The organism is Microbulbifer sp. SAOS-129_SWC (genome assembly GCF_039696035.1).
In the GTDB taxonomy this organism is placed as follows: Bacteria; Pseudomonadota; Gammaproteobacteria; order Pseudomonadales; family Cellvibrionaceae; genus Microbulbifer.
Genome location: NZ_CP155567.1, coordinates 3337688 through 3361340, shown reverse-complemented (window position 1 = coordinate 3361340; position 23653 = coordinate 3337688). Strand labels below are relative to the sequence as shown.

Annotated in this window: 19 protein-coding genes; 8 read left to right on the top strand and 11 right to left on the bottom strand. The window is 62.3% G+C overall.

Going from position 1 to position 23653, the window contains the following annotated elements; translation table 11 throughout:
- Nucleotides 1-10 precede the first annotated feature (10 nt).
- Both betT (ABDK11_RS14590) and betT (ABDK11_RS14585) read right to left on the bottom strand, forming a co-directional pair.
- A complete protein-coding gene (gene betT, locus ABDK11_RS14590) occupies nt 11-2002 on the bottom strand; it encodes a choline BCCT transporter BetT (protein ID WP_346837246.1) in 1992 nt (663 codons plus the stop codon).
- Between the two features lie 108 nt (nt 2003-2110).
- Nucleotides 2111-4120 carry a choline BCCT transporter BetT gene (gene betT, locus ABDK11_RS14585; RefSeq protein WP_346837245.1) on the bottom strand — a complete coding sequence of 670 codons (2010 nt, stop codon included), beginning with the start codon at nt 4118-4120 and terminating at the stop codon, nt 2111-2113.
- 110 nt (nt 4121-4230) lie between these two features.
- Here betT (ABDK11_RS14585) and arfB point away from each other — a divergent pair, with 110 nt between their 5' ends.
- From arfB to ABDK11_RS14570, 3 genes are all read left to right on the top strand, one after another.
- Complete coding sequence (gene arfB / locus ABDK11_RS14580) at nt 4231-4644, top strand: alternative ribosome rescue aminoacyl-tRNA hydrolase ArfB (RefSeq protein ID WP_346837244.1); 414 nt, start codon at nt 4231-4233, stop codon at nt 4642-4644.
- Between the two features lie 29 nt (nt 4645-4673).
- Nucleotides 4674-5726 (top strand): Ldh family oxidoreductase, encoded by a 1053-nt coding sequence (locus ABDK11_RS14575; protein WP_346837243.1) that lies wholly within the window; start codon nt 4674-4676, stop codon nt 5724-5726.
- A 71-nt stretch (nt 5727-5797) separates the two neighbouring features.
- Nucleotides 5798-6391, top strand: coding sequence for an HD domain-containing protein (locus ABDK11_RS14570; RefSeq protein WP_346837242.1), 594 nt, complete (start codon nt 5798-5800; stop codon nt 6389-6391).
- A gap of 57 nt (nt 6392-6448) precedes the next feature.
- Here ABDK11_RS14570 and ABDK11_RS14565 read toward each other — a convergent pair whose 3' ends face one another.
- Nucleotides 6449-7075 carry a DUF2799 domain-containing protein gene (locus ABDK11_RS14565; protein ID WP_346837241.1) on the bottom strand — a complete coding sequence of 209 codons (627 nt, stop codon included), beginning with the start codon at nt 7073-7075 and terminating at the stop codon, nt 6449-6451.
- 276 nt (nt 7076-7351) lie between these two features.
- Between ABDK11_RS14565 and ABDK11_RS14560 the strand changes: the two genes are divergently transcribed.
- From ABDK11_RS14560 to ABDK11_RS14550, 3 genes are all read left to right on the top strand, one after another.
- Nucleotides 7352-8794 carry an amidase gene (locus ABDK11_RS14560; protein ID WP_346837240.1) on the top strand — a complete coding sequence of 481 codons (1443 nt, stop codon included), beginning with the start codon at nt 7352-7354 and terminating at the stop codon, nt 8792-8794.
- Nucleotides 8791-9990, top strand: coding sequence for a pyridoxal phosphate-dependent aminotransferase (locus tag ABDK11_RS14555; RefSeq protein ID WP_346837239.1), 1200 nt, complete (start codon nt 8791-8793; stop codon nt 9988-9990). Before ABDK11_RS14560 ends, ABDK11_RS14555 begins: the two co-directional genes overlap by 4 nt.
- Before the next feature lie 75 nt (nt 9991-10065).
- Nucleotides 10066-12540 carry an ATP-binding protein gene (locus ABDK11_RS14550; RefSeq protein ID WP_346837238.1) on the top strand — a complete coding sequence of 825 codons (2475 nt, stop codon included), beginning with the start codon at nt 10066-10068 and terminating at the stop codon, nt 12538-12540.
- A 59-nt stretch (nt 12541-12599) separates the two neighbouring features.
- Here ABDK11_RS14550 and ABDK11_RS14545 read toward each other — a convergent pair whose 3' ends face one another.
- The 5 genes from ABDK11_RS14545 to ABDK11_RS14525 all read right to left on the bottom strand — a co-directional run bounded on the left by ABDK11_RS14545 (nt 12600) and on the right by ABDK11_RS14525 (nt 16383).
- A complete protein-coding gene (locus ABDK11_RS14545) occupies nt 12600-13301 on the bottom strand; it encodes a hypothetical protein (protein WP_346837237.1) in 702 nt (233 codons plus the stop codon).
- Nucleotides 13302-13616: 315 nt separating this feature from the next.
- On the bottom strand, nt 13617-14075 hold the full coding sequence (locus ABDK11_RS14540) for a hypothetical protein (protein WP_346837236.1): 459 nt from the start codon (nt 14073-14075) through the stop codon (nt 13617-13619).
- 4 nt (nt 14076-14079) lie between these two features.
- A complete protein-coding gene (locus ABDK11_RS14535; RefSeq protein ID WP_346837235.1) occupies nt 14080-14901 on the bottom strand; it encodes an FAD:protein FMN transferase in 822 nt (273 codons plus the stop codon).
- A gap of 37 nt (nt 14902-14938) precedes the next feature.
- Nucleotides 14939-15481, bottom strand: coding sequence for an FMN-binding protein (locus ABDK11_RS14530; protein WP_346837234.1), 543 nt, complete (start codon nt 15479-15481; stop codon nt 14939-14941).
- An 11-nt stretch (nt 15482-15492) separates the two neighbouring features.
- Nucleotides 15493-16383 carry a DUF6662 family protein gene (locus ABDK11_RS14525; RefSeq protein WP_346837233.1) on the bottom strand — a complete coding sequence of 297 codons (891 nt, stop codon included), beginning with the start codon at nt 16381-16383 and terminating at the stop codon, nt 15493-15495.
- Between the two features lie 528 nt (nt 16384-16911).
- On the opposite strand from ABDK11_RS14525, the gene ABDK11_RS14520 reads away from it, so the two are divergent.
- Both ABDK11_RS14520 and ABDK11_RS14515 read left to right on the top strand, forming a co-directional pair.
- On the top strand, nt 16912-19518 hold the full coding sequence (locus tag ABDK11_RS14520) for a TonB-dependent receptor (protein ID WP_346837232.1): 2607 nt from the start codon (nt 16912-16914) through the stop codon (nt 19516-19518).
- Between the two features lie 243 nt (nt 19519-19761).
- Entirely contained in the window at nt 19762-20277 is a 516-nt protein-coding gene (locus ABDK11_RS14515; protein WP_346837231.1) for a hypothetical protein, read from the top strand.
- Between the two features lie 55 nt (nt 20278-20332).
- On the opposite strand, the gene ABDK11_RS14510 is transcribed toward ABDK11_RS14515, so the two are convergent.
- From ABDK11_RS14510 to ABDK11_RS14500, 3 genes are all read right to left on the bottom strand, one after another.
- The gene (locus tag ABDK11_RS14510; protein ID WP_346837230.1) at nt 20333-21106 is read right to left on the bottom strand and encodes a glycerophosphodiester phosphodiesterase; all 774 of its coding nucleotides are present in this window, start codon (nt 21104-21106) and stop codon (nt 20333-20335) included.
- A 158-nt stretch (nt 21107-21264) separates the two neighbouring features.
- Entirely contained in the window at nt 21265-21777 is a 513-nt protein-coding gene (locus tag ABDK11_RS14505; RefSeq protein ID WP_346837229.1) for a flavin reductase family protein, read from the bottom strand.
- 117 nt (nt 21778-21894) lie between these two features.
- Nucleotides 21895-23541, bottom strand: coding sequence for an FAD-dependent oxidoreductase (locus ABDK11_RS14500; RefSeq protein WP_346837228.1), 1647 nt, complete (start codon nt 23539-23541; stop codon nt 21895-21897).
- Nucleotides 23542-23653: the final 112 nt, after the last annotated feature.

Below are 23653 nucleotides of genomic sequence, written 5' to 3'. Positions count from 1 at the left end.
CCGCCATTTGTCAGCGCAGGCTGTGCAGGAACTGCAGATGGCGCTCGTACTGGCTGAGGATATCGGTGAGCAACTGGTCGCGGGTCCAGCCCATCACGTCGTAGTCCTGGCCGCCCTCGCTGAGGTGTACTTCCGCGCGGAAATATTTATCCGGTGAGCCATCGTCACGGGTGTCGTCCAGTTCGGCATCGGGATCGGCGGCGTTGGGTTTTAGGTGTGCCTTGGGGTAGATACTGTAAACGAAATCCAGTTCCTCTCCCTGGGATACGGTCAGGTGTACTGCGCGGTTATCCCCATCGCGGACATACGCCTGCAGGTTGTTGTGTTTGCCCTGCGCGGCGAAATCCCGCATCGCCGGTAGTGCCACCTCGTCGATATAGTCGTGCACTTCCTGCAGTGACGGTAACTGCACGAGGTTGCGCAAGCGCCGTTCCCACGACACCGGATTGCGCGCGCTGATCGGTGCCACCGTGGCACTCTGCGCATCGCGTTTGGCGCTGTCGGTGCGCAGTGCCTTGACCAGGCCATAGAGTGCCGCCAGCAGGATGATGGAAAAGGGCAGGGCGCTGGTAATCGCGGCGGTCTGCAGTGAGGCCAGGCCGCCGGCCAGCAGCAGTGCGATGGCGACTATACCGACGATGGCAGACCAGAAAATGCGCTGCCACAGCGGCGTGTCGTCGCGGCCATGGGAGGACAGCATGTTCATCACCATGGCCCCGGAATCCGCCGAGGTGACGAAAAAGATCACCACCAGCACGATTGCCAGCAGTGACAGTATGTTGGAAAGCGGAAACTGTTCCAGGAACTGGAACAGGGCCAGTGACTGGTCCTTCTGGATTATATCTGCCAGCGATTGCAGACCATCCTCGCGGATAAAGTGAATCGCCGAATTGCCGAATACCGTCATCCACAGAATGGTGATCATGGTCGGCATCAGCAGGGTGCCGGTAATAAATTCGCGAATGGTACGGCCGCGGGAAATACGCGCGATAAAAATACCCACAAACGGCGACCACGACAGGCACCAGCCCCAGTAGAAGATAGTCCAGCCGCCGATCCAGTCGGTGGGTGCATAGGCGTAGAGGTTGAAGGTGCGATTGACGATCACCGCCAGGTAGCTGCCGAAGTTCTGCACGAAAGCCTGCAGCAGATAGACGGTACTGCCGAGCACCAGGATAGTGAACATCAGTATCGCCGCCAGCCCCATATTCAATTGCGACAAGCGCTTGATCCCGGCATCCAGCCCCGCCACCACCGATAGCGTTGCCAGTGCGGTGGTGACCACAATCAGGATGACCTGCACGCCGTTGCTCACCGGAATACCAAACAGGTGATTGAGGCCCGAGTTCATCTGCAGTACACCGAAGCCGAGAGTGGTGGCGGTACCGCAGACGGTACTGACGATGGCGAAGACATCGACGGCGTTGCCGATCGGTCCGTGGATGCGCTCACCGATCAGCGGGTAGAGTGCCGAGCGCAGGGTCAGCGGCAGGTTGTGGCGATAACTGAAATAGCCGAGGATCAGCGCCACACCGGCAAAAATGGCCCAGACATGGAAGCCCCAGTGGAAAATGCTCAACACCATGGCGTCGCGGGCGGCCTCGACGGAGCCGGGCGCCGCGTCCGGCGGGTTCAGGTAGTGCATGACCGGTTCCGCCACGCCAAAAAACAGCAGGCCGATACCGATGCCGGCCGAGAACAGCATTGCCAGCCACGACCAGAATCCGTAATCCGGCTTGGCGTGTTCCGGTCCGAGCTTGATATCGCCGAAGCGCGACAGGGCGATCAGCACCACGGTGATCAGCAGGATGGCCACGATCAGGATGTAGTACCAGCCCATGTAGTCGACGATACCGGCCTGCAGCGCCTTGAAGCGCTGGGTGGCGTCCTCGGGGAAAAACACGGCGTAGGCGACCAGCAGCAATAACACTGCTGTGGAGGTGTAGAACACCGGTGGGTCGAAGTGGGCTTTGCCCGGTTCTGCAGGAGAGTCTTGCTTCATGGGGCTGCCTCGTCCGTCTCTGCGGCGGCGCAACTGAGGCACCGCCGCAGGGAACTACTTCCGGACTCTTCGGACTCGCGCAGGAATAACTTCTGCGCGAGCCCTTACTTACCTGAGTGTATGCAGGAACTGCAGGTGGCGCTCGTACTGGGTGAGGATATTGGTCAGTAGCTGGTCCTTGGTCCAGCCCATGACATCATAGTCCTGGCCACCCTCGCCCAGATGCACTTCCGCGCGGAAATATTTCTCCTCGCTGCCGTCGTCGTGGTCGTCATCCAGCTCCTGGTCGGTGAAGCCTTCGTGCTCGGTCAGGTTGGCATTGGGTTTCAGGTGTGCCTTGGGGTGAATCCCGTAGATGAAATCCTGCTCATCGCCCTGCAGTACCTCCAGGTAGACGTAGTGATTTTTGCCCTTGGAAACCCGGGTTTCGTAGCCGTTCTTGCGCATTTCCTCGGCGAACTCGTGCAGTGCCGGCTCGCCGGTCTCACGGATATACGCGCGTACTTCTTCGAGATCGGGCAACTGGATGACATTGCGCAGGCGGCTGCGCCAGGTGCCCGAGGTGGAACCGGTGAATGGCGCCACCGGTGCGGTCTGCGCGTCGCGCTTGGCGGTGTCGGTGCGCAGCGCGGAGAAAAGGCCGTAAATGGACGTCAGCAGAATCACCGAAAATGGCAGTGCGCTGGCGATCACTGCGGTCTGCAGCGAGCCCAGGCCACCGGCCAGCAGCAGGGCGATGGCCACCACACCGATCAAGGCACACCAGAAAATGCGCTGCCACAGTGGTGTGTCGTCGCGGCCGTGGGAGGCGAGCATATTCACGACCATCGCACCGGAATCCGCCGAGGTGACAAAAAACACCACCACCATCACCACAGCCAAAAGTGAAAATGCATTGGAAAACGGGAACTGCTCCAGGAACTGGAACAGGGCCAGTGACTGGTCTTTGCTCACCACTTCGCCCAGTGAGGTCAGGCCCTGGTCGAGAATCATGTGGATGGCGGAGTTGCCGAAGAATGTCATCCACATCAGTGTCAGCGTGGCGGGGACCAGCATGGCGCCGATCACGAATTCGCGGATGGTGCGCCCGCGGGAAATACGCGCGATAAACAGCCCCACGAACGGTGACCAGGACATCCACCAGCCCCAGTACAGGATGGTCCAGCCACCCAGCCAGTCAGTGGGCTTGTAGGCGTAAAGATTGAATGTTCTGTTGACGATGACCGACAGGTAGCTGCCGAAATTTTGCACAAATGCCTGCAGCAGGTACACGGTGCTGCCGAGAAACAGCACCATCAGCAGCAGCAGCGCCGCCAGCCCCATATTCAGTTGCGACAAACGCTTGATGCCCACATCCAGGCCCATCACCACGGAAATGGTGGCGAGGATCGTGGTGACGATGATCAGGATGACCTGGGTCGTATTGCCCACGGGCACGCCGAACAGGTGATTGAGCCCGGAGTTGATCTGCAGTACCCCGTAACCGAGGGTCGTGGCCACGCCGCACACGGTGCCGACAATCGCAAATACGTCCACCGCATCGCCAATGGGCCCGTAGATGCGCTCGCCGATCATCGGGTAGAGCGCCGAACGCATGGTCAGTGGCAGTTTGTGGCGATAGCTGAAATACGCCAGAATCAGCGCCACAATGGCGTAGATGGACCAGGCGTGAAAGCCCCAGTGGAAAAAGGTCAGCACCATCGCCTGGCGCGCCGCTTCGACCGTACCCGTTTCGCCCACCGGCGGTGACAGGTAGTGCATGACCGGCTCGGCGACACCGAAAAACAGCAGGCCGATACCCATGCCGGCGGAAAACAGCATCGCCAGCCACGACAGGTAGTCGTAATCGGGCTCGGCGTGTTCCGGGCCGAGTTTGATTTCGCCGAAGCGTGAAATGGCGATAAACACTACGCTCAACAGCACAATCGCTACCACCAGTACGTAGTACCAGCTCATATTGGTGACGATACTGTGTTGCAATGCCTTGAAGCGCTGGGTGGCGTCGTCGGCAAAAAGTACCGCGTAGGCGACGAGCAATAGCAGTATGCCGGTGGAGAAATAGAATACCGGCGGATTGAAGTGGGCTTTGGATTTGGGGTCAGTTTTGTGCAGAGGCATAGAGGGTCCGGAATTGGGCTCGCTATCACGAGGTTAAAAAACGCGCCTACAGATCCTAGCATAGTCGAGTTTTTCGCATAGTCTTGCAGTTAATATCCAATTGGTTCTTCATGTTGAAAATTTCTAAAAACCTGTCCCTGCCGCTGGAGGAGATCGAGATGAGCGCGGTGCGCGCCCAGGGTGCCGGTGGCCAGAACGTCAACAAGGTGGCCAGTGCGATTCACCTGCGTTTCGATATTGGCGCTTCATCGCTGCCGGAAGCGCTGAAGGCGCGGCTGCTGGGGCGCAGCGACCAGCGTATTTCCAGTGACGGTGTGGTCGTGATCAAGGCGCAGCGTTTCCGCACCCAGGAAAAGAATCGCGAGGATGCGCTGGCGCGGCTGGCGGAATTGATCGCCGCCGCCGACAAGAAACGCAAGCACCGCATCCCCACCAAACCCGGGCGCGCGGCCAAAGAGCGGCGCCTGCAGCAGAAATCGCGGCGCGGCAAAGTCAAGTCGCTGCGCGGCAAGGTTACCGATTGAGCGGCGACACGGAAATTAGAGGAGAGGTTATGTCCAAATGCTACTCGGCAGAGCAGCTTCAGCAATTCGCCAGTACGCTGTTCCAGCGCGCCGGCCTGGGCGCGGAGCGCGCCGAAGTGATGGCGCGCGTATTTCTCGAAGCGGATCTGCTCGGCTTCACCACCCACGGCATCAATCGGGTGTCCAGTAACCTGCAGTGGCTGCTCGACGGGGCCTCGCGCCGCGACGGTGAACCGCGGGTGATCGCCGACCGCGGTAACTGCTTCAACTGGGATGCGGAATTCCTGCCCGGCCCGTGGGTGTTGACGCGGGCGATCGAGCAGGCGCTCGAGCGGGTGGCGGAGCACGGCGTGGTCAGCGCCACCATCCGCCGCAGCCAGCATATTGCCTGCCTCGCCGCCTACCTGCCGCAGGTCGTGGAGGCCGGTTGTGTGGCCATCCTGACCTGTTCGACACCGGCAGAGCACACGGTCTCGCCCCAGGGCGGGCGCGATCCGCTGTTCTCCGCCAATCCCCTGGCCTTTGCCGCGCCGGCCGGCGACTACCCGCTGCTGTTCGATATCAGCATGTCGGTCACCGCGGGCGGTTATGTGGCACGGGCCAAGCGCGAGGGCCGCAGGTTGCCGCAGGAATGCCTGAAAGACAGCGACGGCCAGTTGTCCGACGATCCGGCAGCGTTCGCTAACGGCGGCAGCATCCTGCCGGTGGGCGGTGCCGACCACGGCTACAAGGGCGCGGCGCTGTCCGCGATGCTGGAGGTGCTGTCGATGGCTCTCGGTGGTTACGGTCGCGGCGACCGCGAATCCGCCGCCGACGACGAGGCCAATTCGGTCTTCCTGCAGATTATCGATCCCGCGGCCTTCGGCCCGCGTGCGGATTTCCTGCGCCAGACACTGGCGCTGTGCAACCTGTGGGAAAACAACCGCAGCGACGGCGATGCGCCGGTACGGGTGCCGGGCCAGCGCGCCTGGGCCGCACGCACGCGCCAGCTGCAAAATGGCGTCGAGCTGTATCCGTCGATTATGGGCGACCTGCAGCCGTGGGCGGACAAGCTGAATGTCGCCATGCCGCAACCACTATAAATCCGCGGTGCCATCTGGCCGCCGTCTGGCCGCCATTTCAAAGACCGCAACGGGCGCGAGGACTATCGCCGGTGACAGAACAGGCAAGTGCTGAGATTGAGCAGATACTCGGCTTTATTGTCGAGATCGAAAAGCTCAAGGCGGTAATACGCAAGACGCGGCCGGTGGGGCTCGATCGCTACGAGAACTCGGCGGAACACAGCTGGCATGTGTGCCTGGCGGCTCTGATGCTGAAAGACTACGCCGACGAGGCGGTAGATATTGATCGCGTGATCAGGATGCTGCTGATTCACGACCTGGGAGAGATCGATGCCGGCGACAAGATCATTTACCAGAGCGAAACGGAGCAGCAGAAGGCGCGCGAGGCGGCCGGAGTAAAACGCCTGCTCGAGCTGTTGCCCGGCGATCGGGGCGAGGTATGGTTCGCGCTGTGGCAGGAATTCGAGCGCGGCGACAGCGCCGATGCGCGCTTTGCCCGCGCCATCGACCGGGTGCCGCCACTGCTGCACAACCTGCACGGCGGCGGCCATTCCTGGCGCGAGCACGGCATTTCGAAAACGCGCGTGCTCGATGTGAACAGCCGCATCGGCGCCGGCAGCAGTGCCCTGTGGGCGGTGATGCGCGAAAAGCTGCTGGCCGCGGCGGAAGACGGCACCCTGCCGTAGTGGGCCGTGCGGTTTAGTTAACGAACAGGGCCCACTGGCGCAAGGCGAGGCGCTGACTTAACGGTAGGGCGAGTTCATCTCCACGTTCTGGTAATCCGCCTGGCGCAGTGCCAGCTCCTGGTGCAGATCGTCCAGTTCCGTGCCCAGTTCCCCCTGCCGCTTCTTCATCCGCGCAATGTCGGCGAGCAGGGTGATGCGCTCGTCCCGCGTGGCCTCGTCACTGATCAGGCGCGCGCTCTTATCGGTAATATCGTCGGCCAGCTGTTCGCGTTCCACTTCATGGTCGTGGATCGCCGCGGCTACCTCGTCGACCGCGTGCTGGGCCAGGTAGAGGTCGCGGCCAGCCTGGTAGGCATTCAGAAACGGGCCCTCGAGATTGGCCGGGCAGACGCCGGTGTAGGTCTGGCCGGCGCGACCGCTGCGGTATCCGCGCTGCTCGGTGCAGTAGAGCCGCAGTCCCTCACTGCGACCGGCGCGGTAGGCCTCGGTATCCGGGCGCACACCGTAATCCGCACAGGCCTGGCGGCGGCGCGACAGCTGCGCAACCTGCGCGCCGGCGGCGCCGTCTTCAAATCCGAGCGCGTGCCAGTCGGCGACCATGCACTCCTCTTCACTCATACCCGCACAGCCACCCAGCAGCGCGACCAGTGCGGCAGTTATTAGTTTTTTGTCGATAAAGTTCACCGGCGGTTCCTGTTACACGGTTGTGATTCGGCGACATTATCGCATCGAAGCTGACTGTTTCCTGAAGACGGCGCAGGAAAAATGAGACGTTTGTCACAACAATTTGGCGACCGGCAACCGATACGCGGTTTTCGCCTGGCTATTCGGTACCTGTATCGGGGCGTTTCATTCCACGTGAATAGCGCGGATGCGGCGCCGGAAAGGACTAGGATAGGGGGATAACGCAAATAGGAAGGTAACCCGAACAAAAGGTAACCAGAACAAGAGGATCAGGCGATGAACGAATTCGTCCGCATGACTGCCGTGGAATTGTTACAAGGGTACAAAGACAAGACATTTTCCCCGGTGGAAGTCACGCAGGCGCTGTTGCGACAGATTTCACGCTGTAACCCCGTGGTCAACGCCTTCAACCTGGTGGACGAGGAAACCACGCTGGAATACGCGCGCGGGTCCGAGCAGCGCTATCAGGATGGCAGTCCCCGCGGCCTTCTCGACGGTGTGCCGGTGGCGATCAAGGACGTTTTCCTGACCCCTATGTGGCCGACGATCAAGGGCTCCAAGACCATCGATCCCGCCTCCACCCTGGGTAAGGAGGCGCCGGCCATTGCCGCGCTGAACCGCCACGGCTATGTGCCGCTGGGCAAGACCACGACCCCCGAATTCGGTTGGAAGGGCGTCACCGACAACCCGGTGGATGGCGTCACGCGCAATCCATGGAATCCCGACAAGACCACCGGCGGCTCGAGTGGCGGCAGCGCCGCGGCGGTGCCACTGGGCATGGGCCCGCTGGCGCTGGGCACCGATGCCGGTGGCTCCATCCGCATTCCCGCCGGCTTTTGTGGCCTGGTGGGCCTCAAACCCAGCTTCGGTGAGGTGCCGCACTGGCCGTCGAGCCCCTTCGGTACCCTGGCCCACGCCGGTCCCCTGACCTGGACCGTGTCCGACTGCGCGCTGCTGATGAACGTACTGACCGAGGCCGACAGCCGCGATATCAACGCGATTCCGCGCCGCAATATTGATTACCGGGAAGCGGTAAAAGGCGAACCACAAGATCTGCTGAAGGGCCTGCACATCGCCTACAGCGGTTCCCTCGGCTATGTGCAACTGGATCGCGAGGTCGAAGAGAGCGTGCGCGCGGCGGCACACCTGCTGCAATCCCTCGGTGCCGAGGTAACCGAAGTGGCGCCCGGCTTCGACGATCCTCTGGCGCCATTCGGCCATCTGTTTTACGGCGGCGCCGCCAATGCGCTGCGCAATATCGGCAAGCGCCAGCGCGCGCTGATGGATCCGCAGCTGGTGGCCGTCGCGGAGAAGGCCTCGCAACTGTCGATGCTGGATTACCTCGCCGCGGTCAACGAACGCATGGCCCTGTGCGAGCGCATGGCCAACTTCCACCGCAAGTACGATCTGCTGCTGACGCCAACACTGCCGATCACGGCCTTCAAGGCCGGGCGCGAGGTGCCGGAGGACTGGTCCAGCACCCGCTGGCCATCGTGGACGCCGTTTACTTATCCGTTCAATCTCACGGGGCAGCCGGCACTGTCGGTGCCCTGCGGCTTCTCCAGCGACGGTCTGCCCATCGGTCTGCAGCTGGTGGGGCGCCGTTTCGACGATGCAACGGTATTGCGCGCGGGGCAGGCCTACCAGCTGGCCGCGCCGCTCACCGACAAGCGCCCGGCACTGTTCACCGCCGGTGCCGCCGAGGGAGAGAAAGCGTGAGCCGCCTCGATTTCGATTTCTATGAATCCGAGGATCCGGTCTGGAATCCGGCGCTACTGACGATACCGGTTCCAGGCATCCGCAAGATGGTGAACCTGGCGGCCACGATGGAGGATGTGATCCACCTGTCGATCGGCCAGCCCGATGCGCCGGTACCGCCGCATATCATCGGTGCCGCGGTGGACGCGCTGGAGGCGGGGCAGACCGGCTACACCATGGACGCCGGTCTGCCGGAGCTGCTGGAGGCGCTGGCGGACTACAACGGCGCGCGCTACGGCCGCGAGATTTCGCCGGAAAATATTCTGGTGACCACCGGTGCCACCGAGGCCATCTATCTGGCGCTGACCGCGGTCTCCGCGCCGGGGCGCGAATTTATCGTGCCCGATCCGTCGTTTATGCTGTACGCGCCGTTGATCCGTATGAACGGCGGCGAGGTGCGGCATATCCCCACGCGCGCAGAGAACAACCACCAGCTGGATCCGCAGGAGGTCATCGACGCGATCGACAACAACACCCACGCGATTGTGCTCAATTCCCCCAGCAATCCCACCGGCACTGTCTACCCGCGCGAGACGGTGGAAACCATTGTGCAGGAGGCCGCCTATCGCGGCATCTACGTGATCAGCGACGAGGTCTACGACCACCTGGTATACGACAACCGCGACTATGCCGGCGTGCTGTCCTGCTGCTCCGACCTCGACCACGTGATGATCATCAGCAGTTTTTCCAAAACCTTCAGCATGGCCGGTATGCGCATCGGCTGGCTGATCGCCAGCCAAGGCGCGATCCGCAAATTGCGCCGCTACCACATGTTCACCACCACCGTCGCCAATACCCCCTGCCAGTGGGCCGGCGTCGCCGCGCTCAGGGGCGATCGCACCTTTATTGACGACATCGTCGAAACTTACCGCAAACGCCGCAACCGCCTGGTGCAGCTGGTAGAGCAGACGCCGCATCTCGAGGGCTATATGCCGGAGGGCGCCTTCTATCTGTTCCCGTCGCTGCCCGAGGGGATCAACGGCAACAATGTCGCCCTGCGCATGTTGCGCGAGACCGGCGTCTGTACCATCGCGGGCGATACTTTTGGCGAGTCCTGCCGCAATGCGCTGCGCTTCAGCTACGCCACTTCCATCGACAAGATCGAACAGGCTTTCGAGCGGATTATTCCGTGGATGGAAAAGCAGGACTTTAGTTGAGGCCTAAACTGAAGTGCGGGCAGCGCTAAAACACGCGCGCCGCCTGCGCCCAGGATTCTCAACCCAGATGTCTGCATGAACCCAAGCCCCCTGCTGCCCGAGCAGCTGTACTGGCACTGCCCGCTGGAGTGGCTGCGCGCCGAACCCGAAGCCGAACCCGGGCGGGATATCACGCGCCAGCCACTGGGTCAGACGCGCGCGCTGGAGGCGCTGGAATTCGCCGTCGAGATGCCGCAGAAGGGCTACAACCTCTATGTCGCCGGTTCGGTAGGGCTCGGGCGGCACGACCTGGCCCGACAGCAGATCGGCGCCTGGGCCGGGCGCCAGGAGCCGGCCAGCGATCTCTGCTATATCCACAACTTCGAGTCCGAGCACCGCCCCTGCGCGCTGGTGTTGCCCGCGGGCACGGCGCGCGAGCTACAGCGCGACATCGACGACCTGCTCGAACACCTGCTCACCGCCATTCCCGATATCTTCCGCAGCGAGGAGTACCGCGCGCGCCGCGACGAACTCAAGCAGGCGCTGGAAGAGCGCGAGGAACAGGCGTTCAGCGCGCTGGTGCAGCGCGCCAGAGCGCTGGGTATCGGCGTCGTGCGCACGCCCTCCGGTTACACCATCGGGCCGCTGCGGGAGGGCGAATTTATCAGTCCGGAGGAGTTCGGCAAGCTGCCGGCGGAAGAGCAGCAGCGCCTCAAGGACAACATTGAGCAGGTCAATATCGATCTCAAGGAGACCCTGGGCCAGGCGTTGCGCTGGCACGAACAGCTGGCCGAGGATGTGAAGCAGCTGAACAGCGAGTACCTGCACCTGACTCTCGACGAGCGCATCGACTGGCTGCGCCGGCGCTATCTCGGCTCGAAAACGGTGCAGGCGTTTATCGAAAATATCAAACGGGAAGTCACGCAGAATACCGATGACTTTCGCGCTGCCGGCGAGCGCGGCGAGAAGGAGGGCATTGCGCCCGCTAAATTGATTCGCGCATCGGAGTTCACCCGCTTCCGGGTCAATATTCTCGTCGATAACGGCGGCGCGCACGGTGCCCCGGTGGTCTATGAGGACAATCCCACCTATCACAACCTGCTCGGGCGGGTCGAATACGAATCGCAGATGGGCGCCCTGTTAACCAATTTCAGCCTGGTCAAGAGCGGGGCACTGCACCGCGCCAACGGCGGCTGCCTGATTCTGGATGCGCACCGGCTGCTGGTGACCCCCTATGTCTGGGAGACGCTCAAGCGCGCCCTGCGCTCACAGGAAATTCGTATTCAGCCACTGGAGTTGCAACTGGGGTTGCTGTCCACCAGCAGCCTGGAACCAGAACCGATTCCGTTGCAGCTGAACGTGGTCTTGGTAGGCGAGCGCTGGATCTATCACCTGCTGAAGGCGCACGACTCCGAATTCAGCCAGCTGTTCAAGGTCTACGCCGATTTTTCCGAGGATATCACCCGCGACCGTCACAGCGTGCTCGCCTATGCCCGCTGGATCGATGCGCTGGTAAAAAGCGAAAAACTGCGGCCGCTGTCTGCGGCGGCGGTGGCGCGGGTGATCGAGCAGGCCGCGCGGGTCTCCGCGGATGCGCAGAAGCTGTCGCTACATCGCGAATGGCTTGCCGATATGCTGCGCGAAGCGGGCTACTGGTGCCGGCACGAGAGCGACAGCCGCGTGGAGCCAGCGCATGTCCAGAAGGCGATAGAAAAGCGCGAGTATCGGCAGCGCCAGTTGCAGGAGCGTATGCAGGAAGCGGTGGAGCGCGATATCCTGATGATCGATACCGCCGGTGAACAGGTGGCGCAGATCAACGGTCTCTCCGTGATCCAGCTCGGCGACACCGCCTTCGGCCGCCCCTCGCGCATCACGGCCACCGCGCGCCTGGGCAGCGGCAAAATGGTGGATATCGAGCGCGAGACCGAACTGGGTGGCCCGCTGCACTCCAAGGGGGTGCTGATCCTTGGCGCCTTTCTCGCCAACCGCTATGCGCCGTCCGAGCCGCTGTCGCTGTCCGCGAGCCTGGTATTCGAACAGTCCTATGGTCCGGTAGACGGCGACAGCGCCTCACTGGCGGAGCTGTGCGCGTTGCTGTCGGCGATTGCGCAAGTGCCGCTGCGCCAGAGTTTCGCCGTCACCGGCTCGGTCAACCAGCTGGGGCGCGTACAGGCGATCGGCGGCGTTAACGAAAAGATCGAGGGCTTTTTTGAGCTGTGCCAGGCCCGCGGCCTGGACGGCAATCAGGGCGTAATTATTCCGGCGGCCAATGTGCAGCACCTGATGTTGAAACAGGAAGTGGTCGCGGCGGTGCGCGCGCAGCAGTTTTCCATCTATGCGGTGGCACAGGTGGATGAAGCACTGGCGTTGCTCAGCGGACTGGACGCCGGCAGTCCCGGCGACGATGGCCGCTTTCCCGCGCAATCGTTTAACGGTCAGGTGCAGAAGCGATTGCGGCGGCTGGAGGAAACGCGTACGCGGCTGTTGCAGCAGGAGCTGGACGCTGGCGTCCAGCCACCGGCACCCGTGGGCGAGAACAAGGAGAAAAAACCGGATCGGGACCGCTATTGAGTCCCGGTAGAGAACCCCTGTTGTTGTGTGGGGGCTGTATCAACTTGGTACTTTTTGAATCACACCAAAGTACCAAATCTGGCGTCATAGCGAAATTTAATCTCGCTACACAGTCCGCGGGTATACTTTCGGCTGGCTTCTGAATAGCGGCCTTTGCTCTCCGCAAAGCTCATAAAAGACAGCATGTCGGTTTTGTTATTCCAGGTGCGGAGGTTGATTTCCAGGTCTTTGCCGTTCTTTTCAATATGCGCGCAGCCGCCGATTAACATCTGGTCAAATCCCAGCGAGAATTCCTGCGCTGTGCCCTTTGCCGCACTCCATACACCGGCCTGCCAGGCATCATTCAGTTTATTGTACGTTTTGTTGGCCATTGCTTTTGCCGACACGGTCTGTTTCGCCACGCCCATCGCCTTGTGGGTATCGGACAGCTGGCTGTAAGCCTCGTGAACCGACCTGACCTGACCTCCCATGGCGTTGGCGACACCGCCTATCGCATGTGCCATCAGGATGCCTCTGACTTCCTTGATGATGATTTCGTTGGCGGTGGTGGGTTTGTTGAGGAACAGCCACCAACAGGTAAAGGGGTCCTCGGAATAGAAATCGTTGGATATCAGGACGCGTTTTTTTAACAGTCTGCTTTCTGACAAGCCGTGCACCATGCGCCACAACTTGCCATGTCCTTGCGCCTTGAGGCTGTTTTTCATTTGCCGGGCAATAACGAGACGGATCAATGCCGATCCAGTGAGGCTATCCAAGCTCATATCACTATCCTTGTAGAAGATCAGGGCCGGTTGCAGGCCGAGCGCGGTTATGTTCGTCGGTCTGAATGCTTGCTAGACGTCGGCGGGGCTCAGGAATCCGCCTGAGCAGATGGCAATACTAATTAATTGCCGGGAAAAAATCCCAGAAAAGCGCTTTTTTTTGCTGGCGCATAATGCGGGCGGGCGAGTTGTTTACAGAGGCGCCATCGGGCAGCGTTGCGTTGCTGTAAAAATTCGAGGTGCCGTAAAACGTTGGGGCTTGCAGTAAATTCCTGTTACAGCAAGTCTGCGCGGGTATTTTATGCGCCGGCCGTTTTATCGACCGCGGCGCTTTTGCAAGCGGATCCGCCGCCCAACCACTGCGTGCCATGCAAACAGTAGTACCAGTACCAACCCGACAAGGCTGTGACTGAGACTGGACAACCGGCTCAGGTCCATATCGCCGAAATAGTAGATCCCCACCGCTGATGCAAGCAGAAACGCGAACAGCAGTACCAGCAAAAGCCCGCTCACACGATTCTGCCTGCGGTGCCAGCCGGCGCGCATGTGCACCGTGGCCAGGGCGCCGATCAGACCGATGGTGAGGAACGCGGTGAGGCTGTGGGTGGCGGCGCTGGCGAGGCGTAGGCTACCGGAGAAGTGCAGCGGCGCGTCCATGTCCAGGCGCAGCTCCATCATATTGGGTATCAGCAGCAAGCCGCTGGCCGTCAGCGCGGCGACGGTGATCATCAGTGCGGCGTAGAACCAGCGCGGGTATCCGCTCAAGCGACGCATTTCGTTAATTCCAGGTTTCTTCTTCGATCAGCAGGCCGCCGAGGCCGGCGACGCGCGCCGCGCGCTCAGCGGCCGGTGCCAGCGCCGCGACCTTGGTCAGGGCGTCGGCGCGCCAGGCGAAGCGCGAGATTACGCTAAAGGTTGTGGCCTTGCCAATGTCCGCGGCGTCGTGCGCGGTTTCCGGACCGAGAATCAGGCCGGGGACATCGGCATCGACACCGCCGCCGGCACGCGAAGTGGCCAACGCGGCATTTTGCAGTGCGCCGAGGGAACGTGTGCTGCTATCGGCGCGGCGCTGTGATACCGGCAGCGCTAACTCCCCGAAGGCGCGCAGGTCGCCACCGGCGTTGATCCAGCCGGCGGTGATGCCGGCGCGTTTGAGCGCGGCGATGGCGCAATCCACGGCGTAGCCCTTGGCAATACCGTCGAGGGTGATCCGCACCGGGCGCGCGAGGCGCGCGCGGCCTGCCTCCAGTTCAATATCGTCGGCGCGGCCGCTGCCCAGATAATCGCCGCCGTGGTCGGGCAGGGCGCCGCGGGCCACGACGGCGCCGCCGAGGGTGCAGTTGAACAGGTGATCGCTGGCCGCGGTTATGGCGCGGGCCAGCCTGAGCAGCCGCAGCGTGTGGCGGGAGAGTGTCAGCCACTGGCCGGGATTGGCATTCAGGTGCGAGAGTTCGCTGTCGGGTTGCTGGAAGCTGGCCAGCCTGTGGATAAGGGCGATGACGTCGAAGGCGCTGTGGATAGCGGCTTCGGCGCGTTCCGCCGCCATCGTTTCAACAGCGCCCGCGGCGATCTCAACATAGGTGCCGAGCAGGGGGCGCATGCGTTTGATCTGCGCCCCCGGCCCGACAGCCGGGAAGTCAGGCATTTTTCAGGTACAGGTCCCAGATATTCAGCAGCCGCCGCACGCCATCGGTGACATTGCGGCACGACAGCGTAGCACCGCTGATATTGGACACATCCTTGCCCAGGCGGAGGGCGTCGTCGAGTGACTTGCCGTCGAACTGCTCGCGCCAGTCGGCCTGGCGCACTTCGCCGCCGTGGGTCTCACGGTAGCTGAGGATCTCCATGCCCAGCACCGCGCCCTCGGGGGACACCGCCAGCGCGTAAGTGATGAACTCGTGCTTGCCGATCACGTCGTCGACAAACATCCAGCCCAGATCCTCGCCGTCGCGCGCGGCGCGCCACACCTGCTGGCGATCGCGGCGCTGGCGCGTGCCGGCGTGGTCCTTGATCGCGTCGCGCTGGTCGTCGTCGAAGTTGAGCGCGCTGTCGACGAACTGGCTGGCATCGGGAAAGAACTGGCGCTGGGCCTGCTCCACCGTCAGATAGTCGGCGGCATAGGCCGGGGCGACCAGCGCGGTAATCGGCAGCAGCGCGCCGAGCAGCATTTCGTGTTTCATCACTGTTTCGCTCAGAAGTTGTAGCCGAGTTTCAGGCGGGCTTCGCTCTTGGTCTTTTCGATCAGGTGCAGGTCGTCGCCGGCGATGATCATTTCGCCACCGCCCTCGAGTTGCGGCATCCACGACAGCGTGGCCCACCAGTTGGCGTTGGCGTAGTGCAGGTTGGGGCCGGCGAACACCGACCAGCGCTCCTGGCCGACCTCGGTCTCGAACTCGGTCTCATAGTTGATTTCTGCACCCACGAACCAATTGGGCGCGAAGCGGTAGCTCACGCCCGAGCCCAGCTTGAATTCGAGCTCCATCTCCGGATCGGTGGGCCACTCGAAGCCGTCCGGCAGGCTATTGATCGCGCTGCGCTTGGCGTAGGTGCCTTCCATGGACAGGTTGCCGACCCAGATCAGCTGGCCTTCCAGCAGGTACTTCTGTGCCAGCAGGGAGGATTCCAGCGACAGGGTGTCCTTGTCGCGGCCGGAGTGGGGGTCGATGCTCATATAGTCGAACTCCCAGAAGCCGGACAGGCCAAAGTCATCCAGCGCCGGGCTCAGGAAGTTGTATTTTGCCGTGGCTTCGAAGCCCGCCACGCTCAGGTCGCGCTTGTAGTCGCCGGGGATATAGCCGTCTACCACCAGACCGCTGGTGTCCACCGCGATGGCCTTGAGACCGGCGCCGACGGTGAATTTGTTGCTGACGCCATATTCCACTTCTGTGGTGCTGTCGAAAGCGCGGTAGTGGCCGGTACCCTTGTCGCTGCGGTCGGTGAAGATCTGATACACCTCCCAGCTGCCCTCGGGCATGGTTTCGGCGCCTTTGACGTTGCCAAACAGGTTCTCGTCGGCGAGCGCGGGTGCGGAGAGAGTGGCCAGGACTGCGCCGATGGTGGAAAGGCGGCTTAGCTGATGCATGGTGGTCCCCAGAAAAATCAGACGGTGTCGTTATGTGCGGCGGAGTTTAGTAGCCTGTTAAGCGTAATGCAAACAGTTATCATTTGAATTGTCGTAACTGCTGGCCTGGTCGTGGGGAGACTGTTGTGCGAGCGTGTCGGACCCTGCGGTTGGGACCGGGTTGAGAGTGGGCGGCCAGCGAAATTGGTGTCTGGTTGTGGTCAATAGGTGACCAATTGGCGGGATAAATAATCCTGCAGCCAGCGCCAGTGCGAGACCCTTTATCCAAAAATTTTCCAGTTTGTTGACACCTATCCTTTGTGGCGGGGAAAACCACATCATATGTAACCTTTGTCACACTCTTTGGCACTCTTTTTTGTGTTTTGCAAAGAAGCGTTGCCGCCCGCCCGCCATTTGCATAATCTGGCCGCACAATAAAAGTGCGCCGACACAACCGGGTCGCCACACAAAAATCAGTGCACGTCTGTCGCGGGGTATTCGGCGGCGTGATCCTCACGAGATAACCATAAGAGAGAGGACGGGCTTACCATGCAATCATATTCATTCAAACCGCTGTCACTGGCTGTGGCCGCGGCGCTGGCGCTGCCGGTGTCCGCTGCCCTGGCTCAGGATGACAACAAATCGCCATCCGCAGATGATCGGGTGCTCGAAGAGGTCGTTACGACTGGTACGCGCCGGGAGGGGCTGGCCCCGACCGAGACGCTGTCACCGGTGGACGTGGTCGGCGGCGCCAACCTCAAGGACCAGGCCAGCTTCGATCTGACCGAGTCGCTGTCCAAGGTGGCGCCTTCGTTCAATACCCAGCGTTTCCCGATTGCCGACGGCACCGCGTTTATCCGCCCGGTATCGTTGCGCAACCTGTCACCAGACCAGACTCTGGTATTGGTCAATGGCACCCGCCGCCACCGTTCGGCGCTGGTCAATCTGCAGCTGGCGCCACTGGGCACCAACAACCAGGGCGCCCAGGCGGTGGATTTCTCCGCGATTCCCTCCGCCGCGATTCAGCGGGTGGAAGTGCTGCGCGACGGCGCTTCGGCCCAGTACGGTTCCGATGCCATCGCCGGGGTGGTGAACGTGATCCTGAAGGACGATGCCGAAGGCATTAATGTGTCGGCGCAGACTGGCGAATATTTTGCCGGCGACGGCCAGCGCAACAGTCTGTCCGTCAATGCCGGCTTCCCTCTCGGCGACAGCGGCTTCGTCAACACCACGCTGGAGCACTCCACCGCGGACAAGACCTGGCGTGGCGCCGCGCGGCCGGATGCGGAGTTCGTCGGTTCGGTGGTCGGTGTCGACCAGGTGCCGCTGGACGGCCTCGGTCAGCGCTGGGGCGATCCGAAAGTAGAAACCACCAAGCTGTTCATCAACAGTGGCTATACGCTCAGTAATGACGTCGAGTTGTACGGCACCCTGGGCTACTCCGACAATTCCACTATTTCCGATTTCTTCTACCGCGGCCCGGTGCTGGACCCGCAGTATGCATTCGGCGCCCGCGCCACGCTGCAGGCGGACAGCAACGGGGACTTTATGCCCGATCCGGCGCCCCAGTCGCTGATCGACAGCATTACCGCCCAGGGCCTGAGTCCGTCTGATTACCTGGTGGCGGACAGCTCCAGCGCCAGCGGCTATGTGCTGCGCAACCCGATCTACACCCAGTTCCCCGGCGGCTATAACCCGCAGTTCGGTGCCGATATCACCGATCTGTCCGCGGTGTTCGGCGCTCGCGGTGAGCTGGCATCTGGCATGACCTGGGATCTGCGCGGGCGCACTGCGCAAAACGAAGTGAGTTATGTACTGAAAGACTCCATTAACCCGAGCCTCGGTGCCCTGTCCCCGACCAGCTTCCACCCGGGCACCCTGACCCAGGAAGAGCAGAGCGTGAACGCGGATTTCGTGCAGCCGATCGAGATCGCCGCGCTGGCCAACCCGCTGAACGTGGCGTTCGGTGCCGAGTGGCGCAACGAGACCTACAAGATTGGCGCCGGCGACCAGGCTTCCACTGCGGTAGGCCCCACGGCGGCGGTGTTTGGCGTGGGCTCCGATGGCTTCCAGGGCTTCCCCACCGAGGCCGAGGGCAGCTATAGCAGCGACAGCATGGCGGCCTATGTGGATCTGGAGGCGGACGTTACCGACAAACTGACCCTGGGTGCGGCGCTGCGCTTCGAGGACTACGATCTGTTCGGTTCCACCTCCGACTGGAAACTGTCCGCGCGCTACGACTTCAACGAGACCTTTGCACTGCGCGCCACTGCCAATACCGGTTTCCGCGCGCCGACCCCGGGCCAGGTAAACACGCTCAATGTCACCACTACCGCCAACCCCGATGGCAGCCTGACGCCGAGCGGTACTTACCCGGTGGACCACCCGGTTGCCCAGGCACTGGGCGCAGTGGATCTGAAGCCGGAGGAGTCCGCCAGCTACACCATCGGTGCGGTGATCAACCCGCTGGAGAACACCAGCATCACGGTCGATTACTACAACATCGATATCGAAAACCGCCTGGCGCTGCGCAACAACACCATCGGCGCGGACGAAGTAGCACTGCTGAGCGGCGCCGGTGTGAGCGATGCCAACCTGTTGATGGGTAGCAACGTCAACTACTTCACCAACGCGTTTGATTCCACCGTCAGCGGTGTCGACCTGGCGGTGACCAGCGACTTCGAGGTGGCCGGCGGCATGCTGACCGTGGACTTGCGCCACAATTACAACCAGCAGGAAGTGACCCGGGTTGCGCCCAACACCATCAACGCCACGCGCGTGTTCGATTTCGAAAACCAGGTGCCTAACCAGCGCAGTACCCTGACGTTCGATTACGACACCGGTGCCATGCTCGCCGGCTATGTGCGCTTTAACCGCTACGGCGACTGGGAATCGACTGGCGGCCAGCTGGAGCCGGACGGCAACGATACTTCCGGTGCCAGCAGCTACAGCGGCAAGATCCTCACCGATCTGGAAGCGCGGATGACCTTTGCGGAAAATTACACTGTCGCCCTGGGTGGTGAGAATATTTTCGACGTGGAGGCGGACGAAGAGGGTAACGGTACCCTGCAGTTCCTGGGGGTGCGCCAGGCGCTGACCTCGCCGTTCGGGTTCAACGGCGGTTTCTGGTATCTGCGTGCGAGCGCGCAATTCTGATCGCCAGGCTTCCGTTAAAAAACCGGCGCATACTGCGCCGGTTTTTTTTTGCCTTCAGGATGGGCGCGGCACCGTGCAAACAGCGATTGGCCCGCTGTTGGTCAAGAAAATTCCGCCAGGGGTCGCTGTGCTCGGCGGTGATTGACGCGCTCAATGGAAATTGCCTATAAAGGCGATGCCAAAAAAATGGCAATGTCGCGGCTGCCGTTGTGGCCCGCGACATGACGTCTAGGGAGAGACGCAATGATCAGTGAAGAAAAAGCCGAGTTCTGTATCCGCTCGTTTCGCAGTGCGCTGAATACCCATATCGGCGCCGGCAAGAACCCCAACGGGCGCAATGCCTGCGTACTGAACATTACCCGCCACGACGGCAGCGAGCTGTTCCTGTTCGCCTATTCCAGCGCGCGCTCGCTGTCTGCCACGGAGCACACCAACCTCGCCGCGGCGGGATTTCCGCTGGTGCCGGATGTCAGCCCGAATCTGCGCGTCTACGCCTGTGGTGGCATGGGCCAGTACCACACGGAGCCGCGGCTGATCAATTTCCTCTATGGATCGCCGGGTTATATCGAGAATGTGCGCACGGCCCTGCTCATTTCCGAAATCGATTGCTGCACTACCTGTATGCGCTACACCGTCGATCTGTTCGTGCGCGCGAACCCGAATGTGGATGTGTATACCGATGAGTACGGCAAGGTGCCGGGCCGCAACCAGCTGCCACGCTTTGTCTATCAGGGACCGGCGCCGCTGACCTGGAGTTGACGGGAGGATAGGGTATGGAAAACGGCGCCGCGCGCCGTTTTTTTGTCGGCAGGGATCAGCGCGATTGGGGCTGGTCGATATCGGTGTCGCACACGTGTTGCAACAGCGCGCCGGTGGTCCTGGCGAGGTTGTAATCCATTACCAGCTGCGGCTCGTCGGTAAACACGCCGTCGGCGCCCATCGCCGCCACCAGCTGCAGGTCGTCCGGGTTGTTGACGGTAAATACATAGCTCCTGAGCCCGCGGCGTTTGGCGTCGCGGATCAGTTCGGCGTCGGCGAAATCCAGGCTCAGGTGCAGGGAGTAGGCCTTGAGCGGTTCCGCGCCGGCAGCCAGGTCCAGCGGGACGCCGGACACGAGCACGCCGCGGCGCACTTCCGGCAGCAGCTGCAGGCTCTCGTAGAGCTGGCGGTGGTCGAAGGAGGAAATCAGGTATTGCTCGAAACTACTGCCGCTGTCGCGCACGTAGGATTCCAGTTCGCGTGCCACCAGCGCGGCGCAGTTGGGCCCCTTGATCTCGATATTGAGCTGGGCGCAATTGCCCAACAGCTCCAGCACCTCGCGCAGCGTGGGAACTTTGCCGCCGCAGGGCAGCAGCTTGCTGCGCAGCACTTCCGGGCACATGTCGGTGAGCAGTTCACTGCCGGCGATCAGGCGGCCCAGGCGGCGGTCGTGTTGCACCAGCAACTGGCCGCCGACATTCCAGATATCGATCTCGATACCGTCGACATCGAAGGCCAGTGCATGCTCGATGGCTTGCAGAGTATTTTCCGTCGCCCGCTGGCGGTAACCGCGATGGGCGAAACAGAACAGGGTGCCGGGTGTCTGCATAAGTACCTAGCGTTGCTGAAACTTCAGCGGCAGTGTGCTCCTGAAGTATGACGTGACGATGACAGCTTAACCATGTCGGTGTCAGGTTCGCGGCCAAATTGGCACCGGAATCGGTGCGGCCCGGCGATCAACGCGCGACTGGCACACAGTCTGGATGATCAGTCACCGGCCAGGGCACGGTAGCGGCCGCGGTGGAAAACCAGTGGTTCGCCGCCGTTGGCGGAAAAATCCAGTACTTCACCCAGCAGAATGGTGTGGTCGCCGCCATCGATGCACTGCGCCAGGCGGCAGTGGAAATACGCGGCACAGTCGTCCAGGCGCGGTATCTGGTCCGGGCCGGGGCGCCACTCTACCTGGCCGAACTTGTCCGCGCCGCGGCCGGCGAACAGGTTGGAGATATGCTGCTGGTCGGCCTTGAGCACGTGTACGGCAAAGTGTCCCTGTTGGGTGAAGGCATCGTAGCCGAGGGACTGCTTGTCGATACTCCACAGCACCAGCGGTGGCTCCAGGGACACAGAGTTGAAGCTGTTGACGGTCATACCCACCGGCTGGCCGGCGGCGTCGCGCGTGGTGACCACGGTGACACCGGTGGCGAACTGGCCCAGGGTGTCGCGCAGGGCGCGGCTTTGCTGGGCGTTGGGCGAAAGGGCCTGGTTACTGTCTGTGCTCATACCGTCGTTTAAATTTTGTGCAAATTTCGTGCTGGCGGCCATTCTACGGTAAAAGCGCCGATTTTGCGCGTATTACCTCATGGCGCCGGCACAGCGCTGGCGAGTCGCCAATACTTGTCAGTCATCCATCAGCGGCGCGCATTCCGCGGCCAGCGCGTCGCGCGCGGCGATGGCGGCACCGGTCAGGGCAAAACCGAGCAGGCGGCCGTCGTCGGCGCGGTACTCCGCGCGCACGCCGTCGTCGTCGGCATGAATCTGCCACTGACCGGCGGTGCCGGCCTGTGGCGGGCACACGGTGGTGGGGCGCAGGGTGGTCTTTACCGCCACCGGGATGGCGCCATAAGTCACCGGTGTCGGGTTGCCGTCCAGTGTCTGCGCCAGTGCGCGGGCGCAGGCCATCAGCGGCGCGACAAAATAGAGCAGGTGGCCATCGACTTCGGCGCAGTCACCGAGGGCGTAGATGTTGCGGTCGGAAGTCTGCAGCTGGCGGTCGACGGCAATGCCGCGACCGATGCGGACACCCGCGGCCTCGGCGAGGCCGGTGTTGGCCTGCAGGCCGAGGGCAGCGAGGGCGATATCGGCCTCGACCACTTCGCCGCTGTCGAGTTGCGCGCGGACGCCGCCGCCGTGGCGCTCCAGACGATCGATGCGGCTGTTGCCGTGAAAGCGCACGCCGGCCGTCTCCAGAGTGCGCTGCAGATCGCGACCCGCGGCCTCCGGCAGCAGGGTGGCCAGCGGCCAGTCGAGCGGGTCGATGACATCCACAGCGAACCCGGCCTGGATCAGGTCGTTGGCAAACTCGCAGCCGATCAGGCCTGCGCCCATCAGCAGCACGCGCTTGCGGCCCACCAGCGCGGTGCGGAAGCGGTGGTAGTCGCTGAGGCTGTTGACCCGGTGGAGGCGGGCGGTGCCGTCGCCGTCGATGGCGGGCAGGGGCCGGCAGCCGGCGCCGGTGGCCAGCACCAGTTTGCCATAGCGCAATGCGGCACTGTGGCTGCCGTTATCCGGTATCAGTGTCAGCAGCCGGTTGGCGGCATCGATATCACTCACGCGGGTATGCACGAGGATTTCCGCGTTCAGTTCCTGCGCCATCTGTTCGGCACTGGCCCCGGCCAATTGCTGCGGGGTCTTGCCGTGGGCGAGGGAGGCGGACAGCAGCGGCTTGGAATAATAGGTGCCGTCGTCGCCGGTGATCAGGACGATGGGCGTCGTCCGGTCGAGCTTGCGGAATTCACGCGCCAGGTTGTAGCCGGCCAGACCGGTGCCGACGATCACCAGCGGATCGATATCGCTGACCGTAGATGGTGCGGCGGGCGCCGGAGCGGGTTGCGCCGGTGCCTCGACCAGCACCATGTCGAATTCGTCTTTGCTCACCCCGCACTGGGGGCAGCACCAGTCCTCGGGGATATCCTCCCAGCGGGTGCCGGGGGCAATGCCGTCTTCCGGCCAGCCCTTGGCTTCGTCATAGACCCAGCCGCACACCATGCACTCCCAGATACGGTTGGCGGATGGGGCCGTAGCCGGAGCGGAAACGGTGGCAGTCTGGGCCTGGGAGGGGGGCTCGGCTGTTGCCGGCGCGCCGCCGGCAGCGGAGATGGCGACCATGTCGAAATCCGCCTTGGCGGCCCCGCATTCCGGGCAGCTCCAGTCTTCCGGGATTTCTTCCCAGCGGGTGCCAGGGGCAATGCCGTCCTCGGGCCAGCCCTTTGCCTCATCATATTGCCAGCCACAGATCTGGCATTCCCAAACGCGGTAGTCCGCCATGCATTCTCCCGAAATACTTGGCGGGCTGCGGAAAAGGTTTTTTCGGCAGCCCGCTGTCCGGCCATCAAGCGCCGGGCCCTAAGGAAAACCCGGCCATGGCCGGGTCTGGTGT